The organism is Butyricimonas sp. Marseille-P2440, from assembly GCF_900091675.1.
In the GTDB taxonomy this organism is placed as follows: Bacteria; Bacteroidota; Bacteroidia; order Bacteroidales; family Marinifilaceae; genus Butyricimonas; species Butyricimonas synergistica.
The window spans coordinates 484,440-504,807 of sequence record NZ_LT594607.1 but is presented as its reverse complement, the minus strand read 5'-3'; the positions used below and the strand labels follow the sequence as shown (position 1 = coordinate 504,807).

Genomic DNA, 20,368 nt, shown 5'->3' with positions numbered 1-20,368 from the left:
TTTCAATTTTATTAAACGGTGTCTATAGCGACGGTGATCCACCTCTTCCCATCCCGAACAGAGAAGTTAAGCCCGTTAGCGCCGATGGTACTGCCGAAAGGTGGGAGAGTAGGTCGATGCCAAATTTAGAGAGAGCGAGTTCAAATGACTCGCTCTTTTTTGTTTGAATTTTAATTCTTGCTCTAAAAAAGCACCTCTTTAAAATATATCCCAATACAATCCGATCTTTTGATTTGATGATTTCTCTGTTTGTTCCGACGCTTTATTTTGACACTAGCTTTTCTTCTGTTTATAGAGGAGAAGTCGGCAATGCTGATAAGGAGTGTAGATACAAAAAATCCCTCGAAAGATGTCTTTCAAGGGATTTTTGTGAACTCGGCGGGAGTCGAACCCACAACCTCTTGGGCCGTAACCAAGTGCTCTATCCATTAAGCTACGAGTCCTTGTTTATTTTGCGTGGCAAAGGTAGAGAATGTTCTTTGTTTATGCAAGAGTTTAGAGCTTTTTTTTCAAATACTTTTTTTTATGTTTGAAAAATAACAAAGGGAGGTGCGTATAGTTTTTATTACTACTTTTGTGTTAGGTTGTTCAAGTACAGATAAAGAATATGCTTAAATACATAACAGAAAGACTCAAGAAGCATCATATCAAAAATATGGTTGTCAAAGACGAGAGGATATTGGCGTTTCAGAATTTAGAGGCGGTAAAGGAATGTACATTGTTTTGGATAGCTGAAGATGTTTCTTGGACAGAAATAGAACGAATCCAGAAACTATTGGCAAAGCATATGAATGTCTACTTGCTTTCTTTTATACGGCAGTCTAAATCTGTGTTTGAACGTGTGGAGAAGGTCTTATATACCGATGAAGCTTCTATTTTCTATGGAGGAAAATTCCGAGATATGAAATTGAAGGAATTGCTAGAGAGAAAAGACGGATTATTTATCGACTTATCCGTGAAGCCAGACATTTTGGGGGATTATATCGTACGATACGCAAAGACTGCTTGTAAAGTTGGTATGCCTAGGGAAGGGATAGAGCATGATATCGTTTTTGCTAACGTTCAGCGTGTAGACATTTTTATTGATCGTTTATTCAAGTTATTCACAAAGATAAATACGTATTGAAATGAAAAAGTTTTCGGGAGTAGGAGTTGCTTTGGTCACCCCATTTGACGAAATAGGAAATATAGATGAGAGTTCTTTAAGGAACTTGGTAAATTACGTGATAGACGGTGGTGTCGATTATCTGGTGGCTTTGGGTACAACCTCCGAGGCTGCGACGATGACGGCAGAGGAAAGAGCTTATGTCGTGGGCGTGATCGTGGAAGAGAATGCCGGACGACTGCCAATCGTTCTGGGAGTTGGGGGAAATAATACGGCTCAGGTGGTGCAGGAGCTTGCCACATTGCCTTATTTGAAGCAGGGGGATGCAATATTGAGCGTTACTCCTTATTATAACAAACCTTCCCAGCAGGGGCTTTACAATCATTTTAAGGCTATTGCCGAGCATTCTCCCCTACCTGTAATCTTGTATAATGTCCCGGGGCGTACTTCCGTGAACATGACGGCAGCGATCACTCTGCGGCTGGCTCATGATTTTGAGAATATTATTGCTATCAAAGAAGCTTCTGGAAATTTTGAACAGGCTACATCTATTATAGCCGGGATGCCTGAGAATTTTATTTTCTTGTCTGGCGACGATGGGATAGCTCTGCCACTGGTTTCTATTGGAGGAAGCGGGGTAATATCGGTAATCGCGAATGTAATGCCACACGAGTTTACTTCTATGGTGCATTTGGCTTTGGAAGGAGAATTCAGGGAGGCAAAGGATATCCACTTGAAATTGGGGGAGATGTTCAAGGCACTTTTTGAAGAGGGAAATCCAGCAGGAGTAAAGGCAGCTTTACACGTGAAAGGTGTTATTGCCAGTCAAAGACTACGGGCTCCTTTGTGTGAGGTTAGTGATACTTTATACCAGAAGTTTAAACGATTAGGTGAGTAATATCACCTAATCGATATATCCTGCCTGGGAACGTCTTAGCCGTTTGATCTTGTAACGTCGGTATTGAAATAGTGCGATTCCCAAAATAATCACGATCGGTAAGAAGAAGTTGAAATACTTCAGGAATGTCCGGTAAGAATTGCTTACCGGTTCCAAAGTTTGGTTCACGATGTATTTGTTCCTGAGTTTGATTAAACCGGAATCATCTGCCAACCATTCGATAGAGTTTATGGCAAACCTGATGTTATCCAGCAGAAGTGCGTCATAATCGTTGTCTTCCATGAAACTGGCGTTTGAAACGACAATAATGGCACTTTTATCATCTTCATTATTCAACAAGGCTGCCACGGTGCTGTTGGGACGATTGTAGTCATGTTTTGTCCATGTTTTTTGAAGATCAAAGAACACGGGTACTTCTTGAACCCCGGATATTGGGGAAGTCCTTGCTAATGAGGTAAAAGTATAAGAAGATGTGGTTTTCACGGTGGTGATACTGCTCGCGAATAGTAGGGAGATGGCATTCAACCCGTTTGTTATCACGTGAGAGCTAAATTTTTGAATAGTAGGCATGTACGGAAATGTAAGTTCGTCATGATACCGGAAAAAAGGTCCTGGTGATTGTACCCGAATCCGTCCACAATAGTTGTCTACCACGAAATCGTAATTGATTTTAAGCCCAAATTCTTGTAACATATCCTCAAGACCGACACGATTGATGAAACCGTTATTTTGGTTCGTGGTGATTTGTCCTATGGCATGGTGTAAGGCAATGAATAATCTTCCTCCTTGTTTCAGGTATTGTTGAAGTTGCTTTATTTCCTCCTTGCTATAAGTGTCTTTCGGCCCCACGATACAGATCACCTTGTACTCGTTCAGGTCGATGAACGGGTCAATGAGCATAGGTTCTACATGTGCATTCCGGGAAAGTTCATGCCTGATTTGTTTGATATTATCTAGTAATGTTTCATTGTGTCCCCGTAAGAAACCGATGGTCGGTTTTGTGGTGTCGCATGCTTCTTTTAGCATACGGGTGACTTCGTATTCGAATGGGGTATGCTGGCTGATAATCGGGATAACCGATCTTTTATTATCGATTTGTATAACAGCTCCAAAGTAGATTTTTTGAATTTTTGCCATATCCTTTTCCGTGCTTTCTTGTAGGAAGGGGTGTATGCCGGATTCAAGAGCAAGAAGTTTTTTCGAATCGTTGTCCGGGACAATGGTGTTGATAGTGAATGCCTTGTTACTAAGTGTTTTGTATTCTTTCAATAAATGTTTGAATTCCCGTCCCATTTTCATTTTATCCTGGGAAAGCCCTTCAGACATGAAGAGGGTCACGGTGACATCCTTGTCGATATTCTTTACCATGTTTTTACTCACGGGGCTCAAGGAATATTTCTTATTGCTCGTGAGGTCTATTCTGATAAAGACAAAATAGGAGATAATATTTATCGCAACGAGTGATAAAATCAGGAAAGTGGGGTTGTATATAAATCTGTTTTTCATCACGGGTCAAATATTAAGCTCGGGTTCTACTGATAAAGTACCTTGCCAAGGCAAGGAATATGGTTGTAATACTGATAAAATATACAAAGTCTTTGGTGTCAATTACCCCGCGGGGTATGGCATCGAAGTGTTCTCCCATGGATAGATACGTGAAAAAAGCTGCCAAGAAACCGGAGTTGAATAATTCTGCAATAAATTCGAAAAGGAATTGGAACCAGATCCCGATAGCAAAGGATAGGAAGAAGGCGACGACGGTATTCGAAGTCAATGAAGATGCGAATATTCCCATGCTGATATAGCAACCGCTGACCAAAATTAATCCCAGGTAGCCACAAATTCCGGCGGCGTGATCCACGTGCCCGAGAGAAGTCAGCGTGATATAGTAGGGTAGTGTCAACACCAGGCAAAATATGATTTGCAGGAGTATCGCGAAGAATTTGCCACAAAGGAATTGCCACGGTTTGATCGGTTTCGTGAACAAAAGTTCGAAAGTTCCGTCTTTCCGTTCATCTGATATGCTTTTCATGGTGAGAACGGGAATCATTAAAAAGAGCGTCCAGTAGAACACGTTAAACAAGTAGTTCAAGGAGGCTTGTCCGGAATAGAACACGTTTTTCCACGAGAACCAGCAAATGAATCCGGTGATACAAAAGAAAACCGTGTAGATGATGTAGGTTGCCAATGAGTTGAAAGCGACCTTTAATTCTTTATCTATGATGACATTAACTGCGCTCATGAATTATTCGTTTTGAGTGACTTCGCGAAATATATCTTCCAACCTAGTCTGCACGGGAGTCAGTTCGCTGATATACCAATTGTGTTCCCGACAAAGGTCAAAAATAGTTCTTTCAATTTCTACTTCAGGTTTACATTGGAGCTCGAAGTTTTGCTCCTGAATGAGCTCCACGTGTAAAACATTCGGAAGCGAGCATAACGCATCGTGAATGACGGGGATGCTGTCACCCTTGATTCCTAGTTTCAGGCTGTAGTCCGAGTCGGATTTCCTACGAAGTTCGGATGTTGTGCCGTTTGCCACGATTTTGCCGTTGCTCATGATCATTACCTGATCGCAAGTGGTTTCTATCTCGGATAGAATGTGAGAACTTAGGATCACGGTTTTGTCCTGCCCGATGGTTTTGATGATTTTCCGGATGCCGAAAATCTGGTTCGGATCGAGTCCTGTCGTCGGTTCATCGAGGATAACCACTTCCGGGTCGTGGATGAGCGCTTGAGCTATTCCCACGCGTTGTCGATACCCTTTGGACAGTTCGTGTATCTTCTTGTGTTTTTCGTTATCCAATCCACACAAGCGGATCATGTCAAGAACCCGTGACGTCATTTTGTATTTCGGGATATCCTGGAGCTTCCCGATGAAAAACAAAAACTCGATGACGTTCATTTCCGAGTACAGCGGATTGTGTTCCGGGAGGTATCCAATAACCTTTTTGATCTTGCCCGCTTGTTTCCAGATGGAATAATCGCCGAAATTAATGTTCCCTCGATCGGGCAAGAGGTACCCGGATAGTATCTGCATCGTGGTTGTTTTGCCTGCCCCGTTAGGACCTAATAGCCCAAGAATTTCTCCTCTCTTTGCTTTGAAAGAGATGGAATCCACGGCAATATGTCCCTCGAAAGACTTTTTTAATTTTTCCACAATGACGTCCATGGGCTGCTGTTATTTATTTCTACAAAAATAGTCATTCAAACCTATGATTTGCCGCTTTAATAATCTTTAACCGAGTAATTAACAACGTTTTAATCAATGGTGTTAAGTTTTTACATTTGAACCCGTTATAATTTAATTATGTTTGTCGGAGGATTCTCTCACGATCAATTCGCAATTGACGACCTCTTTTCTTACCCTGGCGTGCCTGCTGTTCGTGATTTGCTCGAACAGTAATTCTGCTGCGGTTTTTCCAATCTTTTCCGGGAATTGGTTGATAGAGCTTACCGTGGGATTCATGTACCGGGAACGTTTCGTGTTCGAGAATCCAACCACGGCAATGTCTTCCGGGATATTGTATCCTTTTTCTTTTATGGCTTCGATAGCCCCGATTGCCAGGTCGTCCGTGATGCCAAATATGGCGTCCGGTCTTTCTCTCATTTCGAGTATTTGTAGTGTAGCTTCTTTACCGGCTTGCACGGTGAAGTCCGAGCAGTGACGGATATAGCATTCTTTTATCGGGATATTGTTGGTCTCCAATGCTTTCAGGTAGCCTTTCATACGATTCCCGCCAATTGTGATTTGCTCCGGTCCGGTTAGAATGGCTATTTTCTTGCAGCCTACCGATATAAGGTGTTGGATTGCTTGAAATGCGGCAGTTACCCCATCCGTGACAACTCTCGATACTCCCTCGACGGAGCTTGTTGTACGATCGAATAGAACCACGGGGATTCCGGATTCTTGGATCTGTTTCACGTGGTCGAATTCTTTTGTTTCATGGGATAATGCCATGATGATGCCGTCTGCCCGGTTTGCCAGTAATACATCCACGCTCTTTTGTTCTTTCTGGAAATTTTCGTTCGAGGAGATAACCAAAACATTGTACCCGTAACCATCTGCAACTTCCTCGATTGTTTTTACCACGGTGGCGTAGAACGTACTCACGATCTGGGGCACGATAACCCCGATAGAGTGGCTTTTGTGTGTTTTCAGCGCGACGGCAAGTGGGTTGGGTCTATACCCGAGTTGCTTGGCTAAATCCTGTACTTTCTTGCGGGTTTTTGCGCTGATTTCATGATTGTCTTTCAATGCGCGGGAAACTGTGGATACTGAAATCTTTAGTTTTTCGGCAATGTCTTTGATCGTTATTGGCTTTTGTGTTGTCATATATGAATATGTTTAGGTCACGACTTTTTTTGTAATTTCGGGTAGGCTATCCGGGCATGGAAGACGTTTATCAACATCTCGGTGAATACCCGTTTCACGGTGGAAATATCTTTGAATGTCAAGTCTGCGTTGGCGAATCTGCCTTCCTGGAGCATACCGTCTATAAGATTGTTTACCAGGTTTGTCAGGTTTTCCTCGTCCTTTACTTCCAACGCACGGGAAGCGGCTTCCACGGCATCTGCCATCATCACCACGGCGCATTCTTTTTTCACCGGGTCGGGTCCGGGATAGGTGAATAGCGATTCGTCTATTTCCCGATCCGGGTATTTGTTCTTGAATGAGTAGTAGAAATATTTCACCTTGCTTTTGCCGTGATGCGTGCGAATAAAGTTCTTGATTGCTTCCGGCAATTTGTATTTGTTAGCAAGTTCCAAACCTTGGGTGACGTGTCCGATGATGATTTGGGCGCTCTCGTCAAAATCCAGGGAACTGTGCGGGTTGAGTCCTCCCGTTTGGTTCTCGATGAACATGATCGGGTTGTAGGTCTTCCCAATGTCGTGGTATAATGCCCCGGTACGTGCCAACAGCGGGCTGCCACCGATATGATATATCGCTTCTTCCGCCAGGTTGGCAACCATGAGGGAATGTTGGAAGGTGCCCGGTGCTTTTTTCGTGAGGTTACGTAGCACGGGATGGTTTGGGTTGGAAAATTCCAACAAACTAATTTCCGAGGTGTACCCGAAAAGTTTTTCCACGAGGTATAGGGCGGGATATATCAAACTTAATAATGCCGTGTTGATTAACAACAAGAGTATCGCGAAGAAGTGTTTCGGAGAGAACGTCCCTTCTTGTATGAGCGTGAATGCCCCGTAAACGAGCACGTAGGTCACGAATATCAACGCTAGCGCGATGAATAGTTGTGACCGGCGTTGCAGGTGGGAGAGGCTGAACATTGCCACGATGCCTGCCGAAATCTGCATGAAGAAGTACATGTAGTTGTTCGGGGCATAGTACGAGATCAGCATGGTGGTTCCTAATAGCAAATAGAGCGCCGGGCGTGTGCCAAACAGTATATTCACGATAATCGGGAAAAATAAGACCGGAATGGCAAGTATGTTAATGTTTTGGAAATAACTGATACTTCCAACGGCTATCGTCAACAAGAACATGCTGTACAGGAAAAAGAAGTCTTTCGTGTTATAGAACAATCTTTTCCGGGATATGTAAAGAAATATCGAGAAGCTGAGTATCGCTATCAGTGTCAGGATGGTTTGAGCCGCGGTGATTCTGATCCTGTCCACGGTTGAACCTAGACTTTGCTCGTGTTCTATCCGGAAGGATTCCAATACTTTATATACCTCGGGCGTGACCAGATCGTTTTTCGAGATAATGATATCCCCTTTGTTCACCATGCCTTGGGTGGGCGTGATGTTTTTGATACTGCTTTCGACAGCTAGGGCTGTTTTGGAGAGGTCGTATTCCAAGTTCGGGTTGATATAGTTATTCAATCCCATGCTGAGTATCTTTTCCTCTGTCGATGTCGCCAAATGCAGACTTTTCACGTATTCAACGAGGGTTTCGTACGCTTGTTTCAGCGTGTAAACATTGGCGAATTTCTCCTCCCTGGCGATACCGTCCTTGACGATCAATATGTTTTTAATTTTGTTGGTGTTCAATTTTTCCGGCATCAAAAGAATCCCTTGGGAGTATATATCCCGCAACTTGTTGACGATTTTGTTGATGTCGTTTCCGTTGTTTGTGGTTTTATATTCGCTTATTTTCTCGGCGAATTTGTTGATTTGTACTTCCGAACTTCCTTCCGTGTAATTGAAAATGGGAGGTTGTTCTTCCCGTATTTTTTCGATTTCGGCGGTGATTTCTTCTGAACTTTTGTGTAGCGGGAAGTCAATGGGGGCGATCAACGTTTCGTATTTCCACGGCATTCCTTTTTGGTAAGAATATTTGAACCCCTCTATTTTGGGAAGTAGCAAAACGATTATACCGCAGATAATAACGATCGTACTGATTTTGAACACGTGTTGAATAGTACGATGCTTTTTATTTTTATTACTTAGCATATCCGATTGTTATAGAATTATCTTTGTTCAAAGATATAATAAAATTTTAAAGCCTCCTATCGGGAGGCTTTAAAATTGTTGCAGGTTACAAGTTGAGCCTTCGGCCCTGCAAGTTACAAGTTCGTGTTTAACCTGCAACCAGTAATATTTGCCATGGGCAAATAATGCTTATTGTATTCCCGCGGTTTCTACGTTGGAGCTTACTTTTTTGATTAAGCCTTGAAGAACGTTTCCGGGACCGATTTCAAGGAATGAAGAAGCCCCGTCAGCCAGCATATTCTGCACGGTTTGAGTCCAGCGCACGGATGCCGTCAACTGGTCGATTAGGTTTTGTTTGATCTCTTCCGGGTCGGACACGGGTTTCGCGTTCACGTTTTGATAAACCGGGCAAGAGGGCTTGGAGAAATGCGTGTTCTTGATCGCGTCTGCCAATTCCTGCCGGGCGGGCTCCATGAGGGGAGAGTGGAACGCTCCACCTACTTTCAACGGGAGAGCCCGTTTAGCCCCTGCCGCTTTTAATTTTTCGCAAGCGGTGGCGATGCCTTCCATGGAGCCGGAGATCACGATTTGTCCGGGACAGTTGTAGTTGGCTGCCACGACAACTTCGTCGATTTCGGCGAGTACGTTTTCAACTGTTTCATCCGGTAACCCGAGGATGGCTGCCATCGTGGAAGGAGTTGCCTCGCAGGCTTTCTGCATGGCGAGAGCTCTGGCGTGTACCAGGCGTAATCCGTCTTCGAATGAAAGTGCACCATTAGCCACGAGCGCGGAGAATTCCCCGAGCGAGTGCCCGGCTACCATATCCGGTTTTTCGTTCAGTGATTTGGCTAAAATCACGGAGTGAAGGAATATTGCCGGCTGGGTTACCTTGGTTTGTTTCAAGTCTTCGTCGGTTCCGTTAAACATCAAGTCCGTGATGCGGAATCCTAATATTTCGTTCGCTTTCTCAAATAATTCTTTTGCCTCGGGGGAGTTTTCATATAAATCTTTACCCATTCCCACGAATTGGGCTCCCTGTCCTGGGAAAACAAATGCTTTTTTCATACTCGTTTTGTTTATTTCTTAATGAAATTTGTTACTAATTAATCGGATAAACTCCTCCCGCGTGGCGAGTTTCTCGAACGCACCGCTGAAGTCGGAAGTCGTTGTCACCGAGTTTTGTTTTTGCACACCCCGCATCATCATGCACATGTGCTGTGCTTCGATCACCACGGCAACGCCCAAGGGGTTGAGGGTGTTCTGGATGCAGTTCTTTATGTCGTTCGTTAATCTCTCCTGTACTTGCAGTCTTCTGGAAAAGGCTTCCACCACCCGTGCAATTTTGCTCAAGCCGGTGATGTACCCGTTCGGGATATACGCCACGTGTGCCTGCCCGATAAAAGGTAGCATATGATGTTCGCACATGGAATAAATCTCGATGTTTTTCACGATGACCATCTGGCGGTAATCTTCCTTGAAGAGAGCCGACCGCAGGATTTCCTCCGGGTTCTCGTGATACCCCCTTGTCATGAATTGCATGGCTTTTGCCACGCGGTAAGGGGTTTTTACCAAACCTTCCCTGTCGGGGTCTTCGCCCAACAGTTTCAGTATTTCTTTATAATGGAAACTTAATTGTTCGGTCTTTGTTTTGTTGTAGTATTCTACTTTGCGGTAGAATTCTTCGCTGTCATCCAATTCCGTGTATTTCATTCAAACTCTCTTTTATGTGCTTGATTTATCACTCGTGTCAGTAATGAAAAATTCGGTACAAAGTAAAATATAATAATCGAGAATTGAAAATTGGGAACCGGAATAGTAAGGAAATTCCAACGGGAAATTTCCCGTTGGAATTTCATGGATCGAGTTTTTATTCATGTTATAATGAATTTATTTCCACGTGAACGTGTTGGCTGGCGGAGAACTTGGTGCCGGTTTCGTCGCGGAAGAAAATGTACACGTGCGCCTTTTTCCCGATGGATGAGTCGAGGGCAAATTCTCCATGCAATTCTCCGCGTCTTCCTTTCACCTGGATGGCGACCCGGGGTATACGGGGATCGTTGTCGTATAATACCCCGATTTGTAATCTGTCCGTTTCTGCCACGGTTTTCCATGTCCGTTCTTCTTGCCACGTGACCTTGAATAGAGGACCTTCCCCGGTTATTTCCAGATTCCAGGGGAGAGGTAAAGCCCCTGCTGTGAACTTGAAATTCTCGAAATCGACGATTTCCCCTTCATCCCCGAAGCAGTGAAAATTCTTCGAAAAAAACATGTTCGAGGCATATCGTCCCTTTGCTTTTGCCGCTATGCGCCAGATCTCGGGCGACACCTGTTTGGCGAACGTCATGTAAAAAACTTGTACCGCCTTGAAGCGTATCGCCACGGCGCGCTGCTTGGGACTGCGTCCCTCGATTTCCCATTTCCGTTTTTTACCGGGAATGGCATACCGCCGGACATACGTTTCGTCGCCCCTCGTGTAGAAAATAAGGTTGTTGTGTCTTCCTTGGAATAGTCCGTTGATAAAATCTTTTACTTTCATAATACAATAATTTAAATATTTGACAATGAGATATAAAGTAGTGATAATATGATGAACCATAAGCTTGTGATATTTGAAACTTTATAAACTTTAGGAACCGGAGGTTCAACTTTATGAACTTTATAAACTAGAGGGGGGGGAGCCCCCTCTCTAGCGTTAAGCCTCTTCTGCCAGCGTGATGCAGACAGATGGAGAAGCCATTTTCCCGTTTGCGCTCGTGGCGAAAACGTACACTTTCACGTGTTCTTTTTCCCACTTTGCCGGGAGAGTGGCGCTTGTCGAACCGCTTTCCCCTCGTTCGCGAAGAGGAATCACCCGGCATCCACCTCGTAGGGTGTTCACCAGCACCCCGTACGTCTTGTCGTCCGCGTTACAATACGCGAAGTCTCCCATGCTCGTGTTCTCGAACACGATTTTTGAAGTCGAAGCGTTGTACGTGGCGGTGACGTCCGGTTCCGTGAGCGATCCTTGCGCGCATAGCAATTGCTCGTAGTCCACGGTTACGGCATCGCCTTCCACTGTGCAAATCCCTTTGTTCAAGGACGTGAAGGTGTTTGCCGACGATTGTCCTCTCTTGCGTTGGGGAAACCCGAGTTTGATTGCCGGGGCAAGTTCCCGGGATAGTTTAATCAACCTTCCGAACTTCATCCGTTGTGCAACGGCTGCCGGGGAATCGGAAGCTTTTCCGGCAGATGAACTTTTGCGAGCCATGTTCTCGCATTCGCGTATGTAGTAAGAGATCTTACCAATACGCCCCCAATAGTTAGCTATTGGATCTGGAGTAATTTTTCCCATACTATGAAAAAATTAGAAATTATATAATTTTTTCTCCCTCCAACTCACTTGGACGAGAGGGATTAAAATTCAATCTTCATAACCTCTTTTTGAGGTATCTGAAAAATGAATTCTTTCCAAATAGATATATAAGAAGTCGACACTTTTTTCGCGAAGTTTTTGTGAGGAGCGTTTTGAGTTTTTAAACGTGTAAATCACTAAAATTCAATTCATTGTTTGATGTTAAATTTTTGTTGTTTTTGTGTGAATTGCACAAATTGGAAAACATTCACATTCTTTGCGTCGAGTTTTTGCTACTTTTCTCGGAAAGCCGATATTTTTTACCCCGAATCATGTGTTTATTTCTATCATGAATTTTGTGGTTGATTTGGAAGTAATGTTGAGAAAAAATTGTGGATTGTACGGTGTATGATTCTTCGTGTTGCGGGAAGGGGGAGATGTGCTTCGTTTTGGATAAAAATGTTGTTCAGGACCGTTTTATGTATTTCAGCGAAACATCTCCAGTAGTGAGCGTTTCGCTGAAATATTTTTTCCTGTATACCCTATGCCGTTTTCAGGCTATTAATAATATGTTCCTAATGCGATAGCCCCGTACAACATTACTATTGAATCCCAGAAGCTGTTAGGATCACCATTAACGGCAAGGTACAAAAGCATTGATAGTCCTTTTTCTATTTTTTCTCTTTGGAATTTTTCTTGATTCTCTTTTAATAAATTCTCAAGCTTTTTTCCCTCTTTTGGGGGTTCTGCTTTCCCTACAGCTAATAGAAGTTGCAAAGTTGTATTCCATTTACCAATATAAAATGCAGCCATTTTTTCCGTGAATCCTTGTTCTAACAACCCCGTTTTAATAATTTTCATCCCTTTTTTTAAAGCTTTTTCTATATCGGCATTATGAAATTCTTGTTTTTCTTGAAGAGGGGATATCTTTCGCGAAGAAGTTTTGATCACTTTAGGAACGATATTTTGTGAAGTCGGTGACTGCACAAAAAGTGTATCGTAATGAAATTCTTGTTTAAGTATACGCCTGTTCAATCCGTGGAAGAACAACAAGGTCCCACCTATTAATAGTATACCAATACCAACAACAATTAATGAAACTAACCCTTTTTCCATAACTTTCATTTTACGCAATTAGTGATTAATCTTAACCTACCACGAATCAATAAAAATATTGCTGATCTCGTGCAACTTTAGCACGACTTACCATAAGTCTTCAACATCCATATAGTAATTAAAAATTTTTATTCTCTCTTCTGTTGCCTTTTTATAGTCACCATTATATGTAGAATACATTTTCTTGTATAATAAACCGACACAATCATTTATCAAGTAGCTGGCTTCCACCCTGGATATATCTTTCTCTTTCCATACTAATTCTGTCGCTTTACGACGCACGATATCTGCTATTGTATTAACCATGACCACCGACATAAAGTAATTAAACCTGTCAACTTCAAAATCTGTGTCAACTACAAAAAAACGAGAATGTTCAGGCAACGTGTAATTATTCCTAAGTGAAGACACACAACCATCATGATATTTATAATGTTCACTTTCTTTAGAAATTTCTACCAATCTCTTATCAAACACATCTTCTTCAAACTTCAACTGAGAAAGAGAAACTTCCCATCTCCAAGACATTGAATTACCTCCGGGATAATCATTTGCATAAAGATATGAATCCCGTCCATACTCCCAGCGAGAAGCAATCTTTGAAAGACTATCTTTTTCGATACTCAAAACTCTCACACAATTCTCTAGAGAATCAATTTTATTTTGTAATAAAATTAAACCGATTTCACCTTTATGCGTGCAAGCACTTGTCATGCAACAAACAACGAAAACAAATAATATTCTTTTCATAATTTCAAAATTTGAATATGTATTCTTGGTCTTGATTATGTACGTTTACTTGAATCTTATTAAAAATCGCTAGAACAATGGCTATAATCCATAACGCTAAAAGCCTTCAAGCGTCTTCGCTCGTTAAGGCTTTTCCTGTTTCTATATAAAATATCTTACAGATTCATAACGTGATAATTATTGGATTACTATGGTTCTATCGTGTATTTATAAGAATTGCCATCATATATCACTTCTACATCATAACTAAACTTCCCCTCAGGTTCTATCGTTTCGAGTATGCCAGTATAAATATTTCCACTTTTGTGAACTAAGATGAAGTCTGCGATTTTTACATCTAAATTTTCAGCGCGAAAATTTTTAGACATTTCTTTTCTAATTTCTTTGGATAGTTCTTCCGTCGATAGCCTGACTATTGTTGATGGTTTCTCGGTCAATAGTTCACTTATCATTGATAGTTTCTCGGTCAATGCTTCACTTATCATTGATAGGTTGTCTGATAGTATATTTATAAGCACAATCACACAAATGAAATAAAGCGCCTTGTATGATGGGCGTTTCTTGCCACGAGATGGAGTCTCTTTTGAATAAGGTGTTGCATTAGAATTTTTTTTCTCTACTTCATTAGAATCGCTTGCTTCCTTTGTTTTCGTAGACTTCATCTTCTCTACAGGAGCAAGACGACGCAATGGGTCTTCGTAACTTCTGACTTGACCATCTCGAATAAATACAGTCGGTTTTTTCTTCATAAATGTGTTTTTTAATATGTTATATCTATCTTTTCACTACAGGAGGATGCAACGGAACGAATTCCGCGGGAACCCCTTGGGGCATACGAGCCTTAGAGGTTGCGGACGGGATGTTTTTCAAATCTTGTGCAACAAAATCTTCATAACTATATTGCCAATCATTCCCGTGGACCAATTGCATGATGCGTTTATAGATTGCTTCTCGGCTGGGGGCGTTGAAGATACCCGTGTTCGTGTTCATGATGCTGTTGGTCGTAGATTTATACACGTTTTGCGGGTAGGTTAAAGCTCCCTCGAAGATGCCGAGGTTTTCGGTCCGATAACGGTTGTCTGTCAGGAATGATTTCCAAGAGATCTCTTCCGGGTTGATCGTGAAATCAATGTTATTCCACCAACCGTTTGTTTGCTCTTGTCGATAGTTTTCTATCACATTTACCGGAATTGCCCCATTTTGCTCGTGGTAGTATTCATCTCCCAATTTCGCGAACCCGTGACCGACCGCTTCATGGTTAATGATCTGGACGAAACGTTCGCTTGAATATCCATCCACGGTCGGGCAATAAGCGATAGACAAGTTGTTGGCGTGATACATGTAGCAAGTTCCCGCGTAGCGGTTGTCGTTTAATACCACGAGAATGACTGTTCGGGACGGATCGTAATTACTTATTTTCCGGGCGTATTCCATGCATTTGTTATCATCTCCCGTGATGAGTGTGCCTCCCTCGAATTTACATGATAGGGCGGTTTCGTGCCCGTCGGAGAATCGTCCGTGCTTTGACACGACTTTCACGCTGCGTGCGTTAAAATAGGAGCGATAAGAAGCGATCGGTTCCGAGGAGAAGAAATTTTCAGCGGCTTTTTCCATTATTTGATCGTAGCTGCCATCCGCGATATCTCGGTCTGTAAAGCCATCACCCAAAAGCACGAGGTCAATCCCGTTCCCGAGGGAAGCCGTTTGGATGGTTTTAATTTCTCCATCGCGAGAATAATCGGTGGATTCATAGGTGTCAATTCTTCCAAGCATAGATTCGATAAAATCTCGCACCCCGTCCGTACCGTCTATATCGGCATTGTAAAGTACATAGCCTTCACTATCCACGATGATGCAGCCGGATGGGTAGGAATTGTCAGGTCCAGAGGAAGAAGTCCAATATCGTGGAAGATTATGAATCCGATTTGTGTAGCTGTCTTCAATGAAATTGTGCCATGGCATGTCATATTTTTTGATTATATCCTGCACCCATTTTTCTTCTTCCTCCTTTTCGGCAGGATCTTGTGGGGTCCATAATCGGAAGAAAGAGATGATACCAAGTCCTTTTTCACGATAATCTTTGTGGAGTGCTTGTGTTTTTCGTAGTCCATACTCGTTACCGCTTGTTATCGGGAAGATAAGGGTTAATTTATTTTGTTTTAATACACGAGAATCTAACGTGGCATCGTTGATGTCTTTCACCGAGAAGTCTGCAATTTTGTACGTGATCCCTTCCATGTTAAAACCTCCGATAGAACTACCTATTGGTTGATTATCCATTGTTGTTTGCGGAAGAATATGGAATACGAAATCATTCCAACGCGGGTGTTGTAGTACTTCTGTCGGAATGTTTCCCCCGAATCCGCACAGATTGATGTCAAAATGATTCAAAAGTGGAAGATCCATAATCTTGGTGATTGAGGGGGGGAGGGGACCACAGAAATTCGCATTTCCAAACATGCTTAGATAATCTAAATGAATGAGTTGAGAGATAATCTCAAAACAATTATCTGGATTGCTAAATTTATTGACACCTATTTCTAGTAAACTAATACTTGGGCAGAGTTTTAATGCATCTAAGTTTGTGAAATTGTTACGAGATATCTTGAGGGAAAGGAGTTGTTTTAAATTTCCTATTTCTTGGGGAAGTGCTCCGGTAAGTTGATTTTCAGATAAATCAATGAAGAAAATTTTATCAAATTCTCCGATGCTTGCTGGAAGTTCTCCACTTAAATTATTTGAACCTAAATCTATTTCATATATTGTGCCATCTTTACGACAGTTTATTCCATGCCATTCGCTAACGGGTTTATCGCTCCCCCAATTTGTTTGCTTTGTCCATGATGTGCCATTTGTAGCGTTATATAAATCCATAAGGGCTTCACGTTCTTTCTTTAATTGTTTTTCTAGGGGTGCTGTTTGCATGATCGTGTATGCCAATTGCATATTGCTGTGCTTGTCACGCACGATAACTGTTCCGGTTCGAAATTCTCCCGTGTTGGGTTGAATGAAGAGCGATACCTCGTGATTTTCGATGGTGCGAGATTGTGGTGCGGCGGAAATCCATGACGTCGCGGGTTCCTCAACGATAACCTCGTATTCGGTATTGGTTAGGAAATGGATGGGATATATGCCTCCTTCGGGTGCTACTTCATAGTTTGAGTTGTAAGTATATTTAATCACGCTTTCTTCAAACGTTAATTTTGCCATAGTAACTCGTGACTCGCTATCCGAGATAAAGACTAGAACATGACTATATTCGTCCACGCTGCCTAGTGCCTCTATATGTATCACGCCTTTCGAAGGTGATTCTGCGATAACTTTGGCTTTTAAGTCTGTTGTAGAAATTACTTCAACGGTAGTATTCTCGTCGGCATTACTCGTCGTGTAATGAATATCTCTGCTTCCTTTATTGGCAATGGTGATAAGGTCTTGCGTGTCAAAATGAATTTCCAGAGGATTGAGTTTTGGAAGTTTTATGGTAGTGTTGTCCAACAGCGTGATAATAATATAACTATCCGATGAGTTGTCAATTTCTTTGAAAAAATTTTCCCCATCATCTCCTTTGGCTTGCCCGAGGTCTGTCCAGGTTTCACCATTGTTGTAGGACAACCACCAGTGCTCGTTTTCTATCTTTAATAACGGGGTGATTCCGTTTTTTCCCGGGGTACCATCCTGACCGGGTTTGCCGTCTTCTCCGGGGTGTCCATCTTTTCCATCGGTTCCTTCTGCCTTGACTTTTTGGTTATTGTCATCCAAAAGCCAAGTGCCATTCAATGTCCAGTAATAGATACCATCCGTGTCTTGTTTTATCCCGATAACAGGAGTTATTCCATCTTCCCCTTTATCTCCGGTAGCTTGCCCTAGGAGGCTCCAGTTTGTCCCGTGGTCAAAGGAAACGAACCAGTTCCCGAATTCGATTTTGAATTGTGGTGTGATGCCTGCTGCCCCTTGTTGTCCTTGATCTCCGGTAGCTTGTCCTACATCTTCCCACGTGGCGCCATTGTCCCACGAGATCAGCCATCTGCCGTTTTCTATCTTTAACTTAAAAGTAATGTCCGGTAATCCTTGCTCGCCTGTGGCTTGTCCTGCATCCTCCCACGTGCTGCCGTTGTCCCGTGATACCATCCACCTGCCGTTTTCAATTTTGAATCGTGGGGTAATGCCATCTTCTCCTTTTTCCCCGTCTTTCCCGTGGTAGATGGTGATCGGTTTGTTTTTCATGAACGTAATCGTGTATCCGATGGTGTTGCCTCCTTCCATGATAGGGGTAACCCCCGTGATGTAATCATTTTGCTGCAGTGCGTTGACGATCGTCTGCATGGACGAGATGTTCGTGTTCATCTGCGCGCACAACTTTTCGAGGGTGGTTAGCCTCCCGTCTAAATCCGCGATTTGGTCGCGTAACTCACTGTCATCGAAATCATCTTTACATCCCGCGAAAGCAACGCATAGGATCGAGAGCCATATCAAGTGCCGGCACTTGAAAAAACGAGTAAATAAATTCCACATACAACCATACTTTTGTAACCCCGATTCCCTGAAGGTAAATTATTATAAAAGAAATAGCGTGGGAACTCTCAGTTTATCCGTTTTGAGGTATCGCCAAACACCTTTGCAGAAATAAACAGTCACCCCACGCTAGCCCATTATATAAACAGAATTGTATATATGGCAAGCATGAGCGTTTGTACCGTTTATCCTCCTGCATAAAAACTGGCGATTTTCAAAACAAGGATAAAACTAAACGCTTTTCATTAAAATGTCTTCGTTTCGATTTCTCTAAACGACTCACAAATATAAAGAATAATTAGCATTTTACAAACACTCACGGGGGTGACCGCATCACAAATTTATAATAAACGTTAGAATAAAAAGAATTTAGGCTAACCTATTTTAGCTTCGCGAAAGGCGAATGTCGAAATTTGCTTTGATAGAAAGAGCGAGAGGGGGTGTTGGAATATATTTGTGTTGTTGAAAAATGTTATCGAATGTTTAGTAGAAAAAATCTTCTATAGAAAAAAATTTATATAAACGAAGGGTTGCCGGCAACTTTCGGCAACCCTTCATTTTTTACATCATTCGCCACGGTCGGGTGGGCAACTTGGAATATCACAGGTTGTTAATCTCTTCGATGGTTAGCCCGGTACTTTCCACAATAGTATTAATAGGTATGCCTATTTTTTTTAGATTGCGGGCTACTTCCATAAGACCTTCCGTCCTTCCCTCGGCTCTTCCTTCCGCTCTTCCTTCCGCTCTTCCCTCAATCAATCCTTCCAGCTTTGCTGTGCCTAACACGTCGTTTTGGATCATGATGGCATCTACATGGCGGTCGTAGGCTTCCCGTTCTGCTTTGTCCATGTTGTAATAGATTAATTTTTGTCGGGCTTCCGCTAATCCCGGGGCTTGCGTGTCGGGACGGATATGCCCGTTTTTCAGGTAATCGAGCCACTCTTCCAGAGGGGTTACCGCTACCTTGTCAAACTCGTTTAGCCGGATGAGGATGTACTCGGGGAATATCTCCGAGGGAAGCCTCCGGGTGATGGTATCTTTTTCTTTCGTTGTGATCTGTAATAAATCTCCGGTGTGTACTCCCACGAATGAATTTTGTCCGTGATAGAGATAGTCGTCCCCCTTGCCAATGTCAAAATAAAGTATGCTGATAGAATACACTTTTTTCACTTCCGAGTAAATATGCCCTAGCTCGATATGTTCGGTAATCGCCTTGGCTACCCCGTAAAGGATACGCTCGAGATAGTATAGTTCACGGGTAACTTGTACCTCGACAATGATAATCTCGTCCTCGTTGTCGCGTGCCTTGATGTCGACCCGGTTAAACTTGTCATCCTCGTGTTGTTGATTACTCTCGCTCTCGAGAATCTCTATAATGTGAATCTCTTTGTTGAGCAACACGGTTAAAAGCCCTTCGAGTACCCCGAAATTCGCTTTGTTCCTGAGTAGACGTTTGATGGCCCAGTCAAATCGTATGTACCTGTCGTGTAATTCCATAATGCGAACAATTAGTAATCTCACAAAGTTATTATTTTTTTGGAACATTCACGTTAATTGCGATATTATTCTTGTACACTTCCCTTGCCCTTCCGGCTGGCACGAGGGGATGAATTGCCGGGCATTTATCCATCATCTATTCCCGAATACAATAGATGATGGATAAATGATCAATAGTTGGTCGATAGATGTTTGCCGGAAGGGTAAGAGAAGGGAAGGAGAAATATTGAATTTTTCAGCGTGATAACGCGTGTATATTTCTCGAAAAAATGTATCTTTAGCAAAAAATATTGAATATGGAGTGGTTCGTGTTATTCATGCTCATAGCGATAGGTTTTGTCCTGTTGATTCTAGAGTTTCTCGTGTTTCCCGGGGTGAATGTAGCCGGGATACTTGGCATCGGTTGTGTGGCGGTAGCGATTTACGTGGCTTATTCCACCATGGGCACGACCGTGGGGCATTTTACCTTGCTCGGGACGGCGATTTGCGGGTTCGGGGTGACGTGGTACGCTTTGCGCTCGAAGACATGGAGGCGGATGCAATTGAATAGCCAGATTGATAGTACCGTGGAAGGTGTCGACGATTCGATCAAAGAAGGTGATGTCGGGGTGGCGCAAGGGCGTTTGGCTCCGATGGGGAAAGTGCGGATCGGGGATAGCGTGGTGGAAGCGGAATCCCGCTCGGGGTACGTGGAGGAGAACCGGGAAGTAGTAGTAGTGAAGGTGTATAAAAATAAGATAATTGTTAAATTAAAAACAGAATAAAG

Annotated in this window: 17 protein-coding genes, 1 tRNA gene and 1 rRNA gene; 4 read left to right on the top strand and 15 right to left on the bottom strand. The window is 42.8% G+C overall.

The window, feature by feature from the left end:
* The first annotated feature begins 14 nt into the window (after nt 1-14).
* Nucleotides 15-125 (top strand): 5S ribosomal RNA (gene rrf, locus BN8899_RS03530).
* Nucleotides 126-370: 245 nt separating this feature from the next.
* On the opposite strand, the gene BN8899_RS03525 is transcribed toward rrf, so the two are convergent.
* Nucleotides 371-443: transfer RNA gene (locus BN8899_RS03525), tRNA-Arg, on the bottom strand.
* 164 nt (nt 444-607) lie between these two features.
* On the opposite strand from BN8899_RS03525, the gene BN8899_RS03520 reads away from it, so the two are divergent.
* Nucleotides 608-1,126, top strand: coding sequence for a DUF6913 domain-containing protein (locus tag BN8899_RS03520; protein WP_065218303.1), 519 nt, complete (start codon nt 608-610; stop codon nt 1,124-1,126).
* Between the two features lies 1 nt (nt 1,127).
* The gene (gene dapA / locus BN8899_RS03515; RefSeq protein WP_065218302.1) at nt 1,128-2,003 is read left to right on the top strand and encodes a 4-hydroxy-tetrahydrodipicolinate synthase; all 876 of its coding nucleotides are present in this window, start codon (nt 1,128-1,130) and stop codon (nt 2,001-2,003) included.
* Nucleotides 2,004-2,009: 6 nt separating this feature from the next.
* On the opposite strand, the gene BN8899_RS03510 is transcribed toward dapA, so the two are convergent.
* The 14 genes from BN8899_RS03510 to BN8899_RS03445 all read right to left on the bottom strand — a co-directional run bounded on the left by BN8899_RS03510 (nt 2,010) and on the right by BN8899_RS03445 (nt 19,602).
* Complete coding sequence (locus BN8899_RS03510) at nt 2,010-3,509, bottom strand: GldG family protein (protein WP_018338249.1); 1,500 nt, start codon at nt 3,507-3,509, stop codon at nt 2,010-2,012.
* 13 nt (nt 3,510-3,522) lie between these two features.
* A complete protein-coding gene (locus tag BN8899_RS03505) occupies nt 3,523-4,245 on the bottom strand; it encodes an ABC transporter permease (protein ID WP_018338250.1) in 723 nt (240 codons plus the stop codon).
* Nucleotides 4,246-4,248: 3 nt separating this feature from the next.
* Complete coding sequence (locus tag BN8899_RS03500) at nt 4,249-5,175, bottom strand: ATP-binding cassette domain-containing protein (RefSeq protein WP_018338251.1); 927 nt, start codon at nt 5,173-5,175, stop codon at nt 4,249-4,251.
* Nucleotides 5,176-5,307: 132 nt separating this feature from the next.
* Nucleotides 5,308-6,339, bottom strand: coding sequence for a LacI family DNA-binding transcriptional regulator (locus BN8899_RS03495; protein ID WP_065218301.1), 1,032 nt, complete (start codon nt 6,337-6,339; stop codon nt 5,308-5,310).
* A gap of 17 nt (nt 6,340-6,356) precedes the next feature.
* Nucleotides 6,357-8,417, bottom strand: coding sequence for an HD family phosphohydrolase (locus tag BN8899_RS03490; protein WP_231932253.1), 2,061 nt, complete (start codon nt 8,415-8,417; stop codon nt 6,357-6,359).
* A gap of 168 nt (nt 8,418-8,585) precedes the next feature.
* The gene (gene fabD, locus BN8899_RS03485; RefSeq protein ID WP_018338254.1) at nt 8,586-9,461 is read right to left on the bottom strand and encodes an ACP S-malonyltransferase; all 876 of its coding nucleotides are present in this window, start codon (nt 9,459-9,461) and stop codon (nt 8,586-8,588) included.
* An 18-nt stretch (nt 9,462-9,479) separates the two neighbouring features.
* On the bottom strand, nt 9,480-10,106 hold the full coding sequence (gene folE, locus BN8899_RS03480; RefSeq protein WP_065218300.1) for a GTP cyclohydrolase I FolE: 627 nt from the start codon (nt 10,104-10,106) through the stop codon (nt 9,480-9,482).
* 166 nt (nt 10,107-10,272) lie between these two features.
* On the bottom strand, nt 10,273-10,932 hold the full coding sequence (locus BN8899_RS03475) for a hypothetical protein (protein ID WP_065218299.1): 660 nt from the start codon (nt 10,930-10,932) through the stop codon (nt 10,273-10,275).
* Nucleotides 10,933-11,088: 156 nt separating this feature from the next.
* On the bottom strand, nt 11,089-11,727 hold the full coding sequence (locus tag BN8899_RS03470) for a DUF6266 family protein (protein WP_065218298.1): 639 nt from the start codon (nt 11,725-11,727) through the stop codon (nt 11,089-11,091).
* A 561-nt stretch (nt 11,728-12,288) separates the two neighbouring features.
* Entirely contained in the window at nt 12,289-12,843 is a 555-nt protein-coding gene (locus tag BN8899_RS03465; protein ID WP_065218297.1) for a hypothetical protein, read from the bottom strand.
* A gap of 87 nt (nt 12,844-12,930) precedes the next feature.
* Nucleotides 12,931-13,593 carry a hypothetical protein gene (locus tag BN8899_RS03460; protein WP_148375247.1) on the bottom strand — a complete coding sequence of 221 codons (663 nt, stop codon included), beginning with the start codon at nt 13,591-13,593 and terminating at the stop codon, nt 12,931-12,933.
* Between the two features lie 188 nt (nt 13,594-13,781).
* Complete coding sequence (locus BN8899_RS03455; RefSeq protein ID WP_065218295.1) at nt 13,782-14,342, bottom strand: hypothetical protein; 561 nt, start codon at nt 14,340-14,342, stop codon at nt 13,782-13,784.
* A gap of 25 nt (nt 14,343-14,367) precedes the next feature.
* Complete coding sequence (locus BN8899_RS03450; RefSeq protein WP_065218294.1) at nt 14,368-18,105, bottom strand: PL29 family lyase N-terminal domain-containing protein; 3,738 nt, start codon at nt 18,103-18,105, stop codon at nt 14,368-14,370.
* Nucleotides 18,106-18,705: 600 nt separating this feature from the next.
* Nucleotides 18,706-19,602: an Rpn family recombination-promoting nuclease/putative transposase gene (locus BN8899_RS03445; RefSeq protein WP_065218293.1), complete on the bottom strand. Its 897-nt coding sequence runs from the start codon at nt 19,600-19,602 to the stop codon at nt 18,706-18,708.
* Between the two features lie 296 nt (nt 19,603-19,898).
* Between BN8899_RS03445 and BN8899_RS03440 the strand changes: the two genes are divergently transcribed.
* Nucleotides 19,899-20,366: an NfeD family protein gene (locus tag BN8899_RS03440; protein WP_018338265.1), complete on the top strand. Its 468-nt coding sequence runs from the start codon at nt 19,899-19,901 to the stop codon at nt 20,364-20,366.
* Nucleotides 20,367-20,368: the final 2 nt, after the last annotated feature.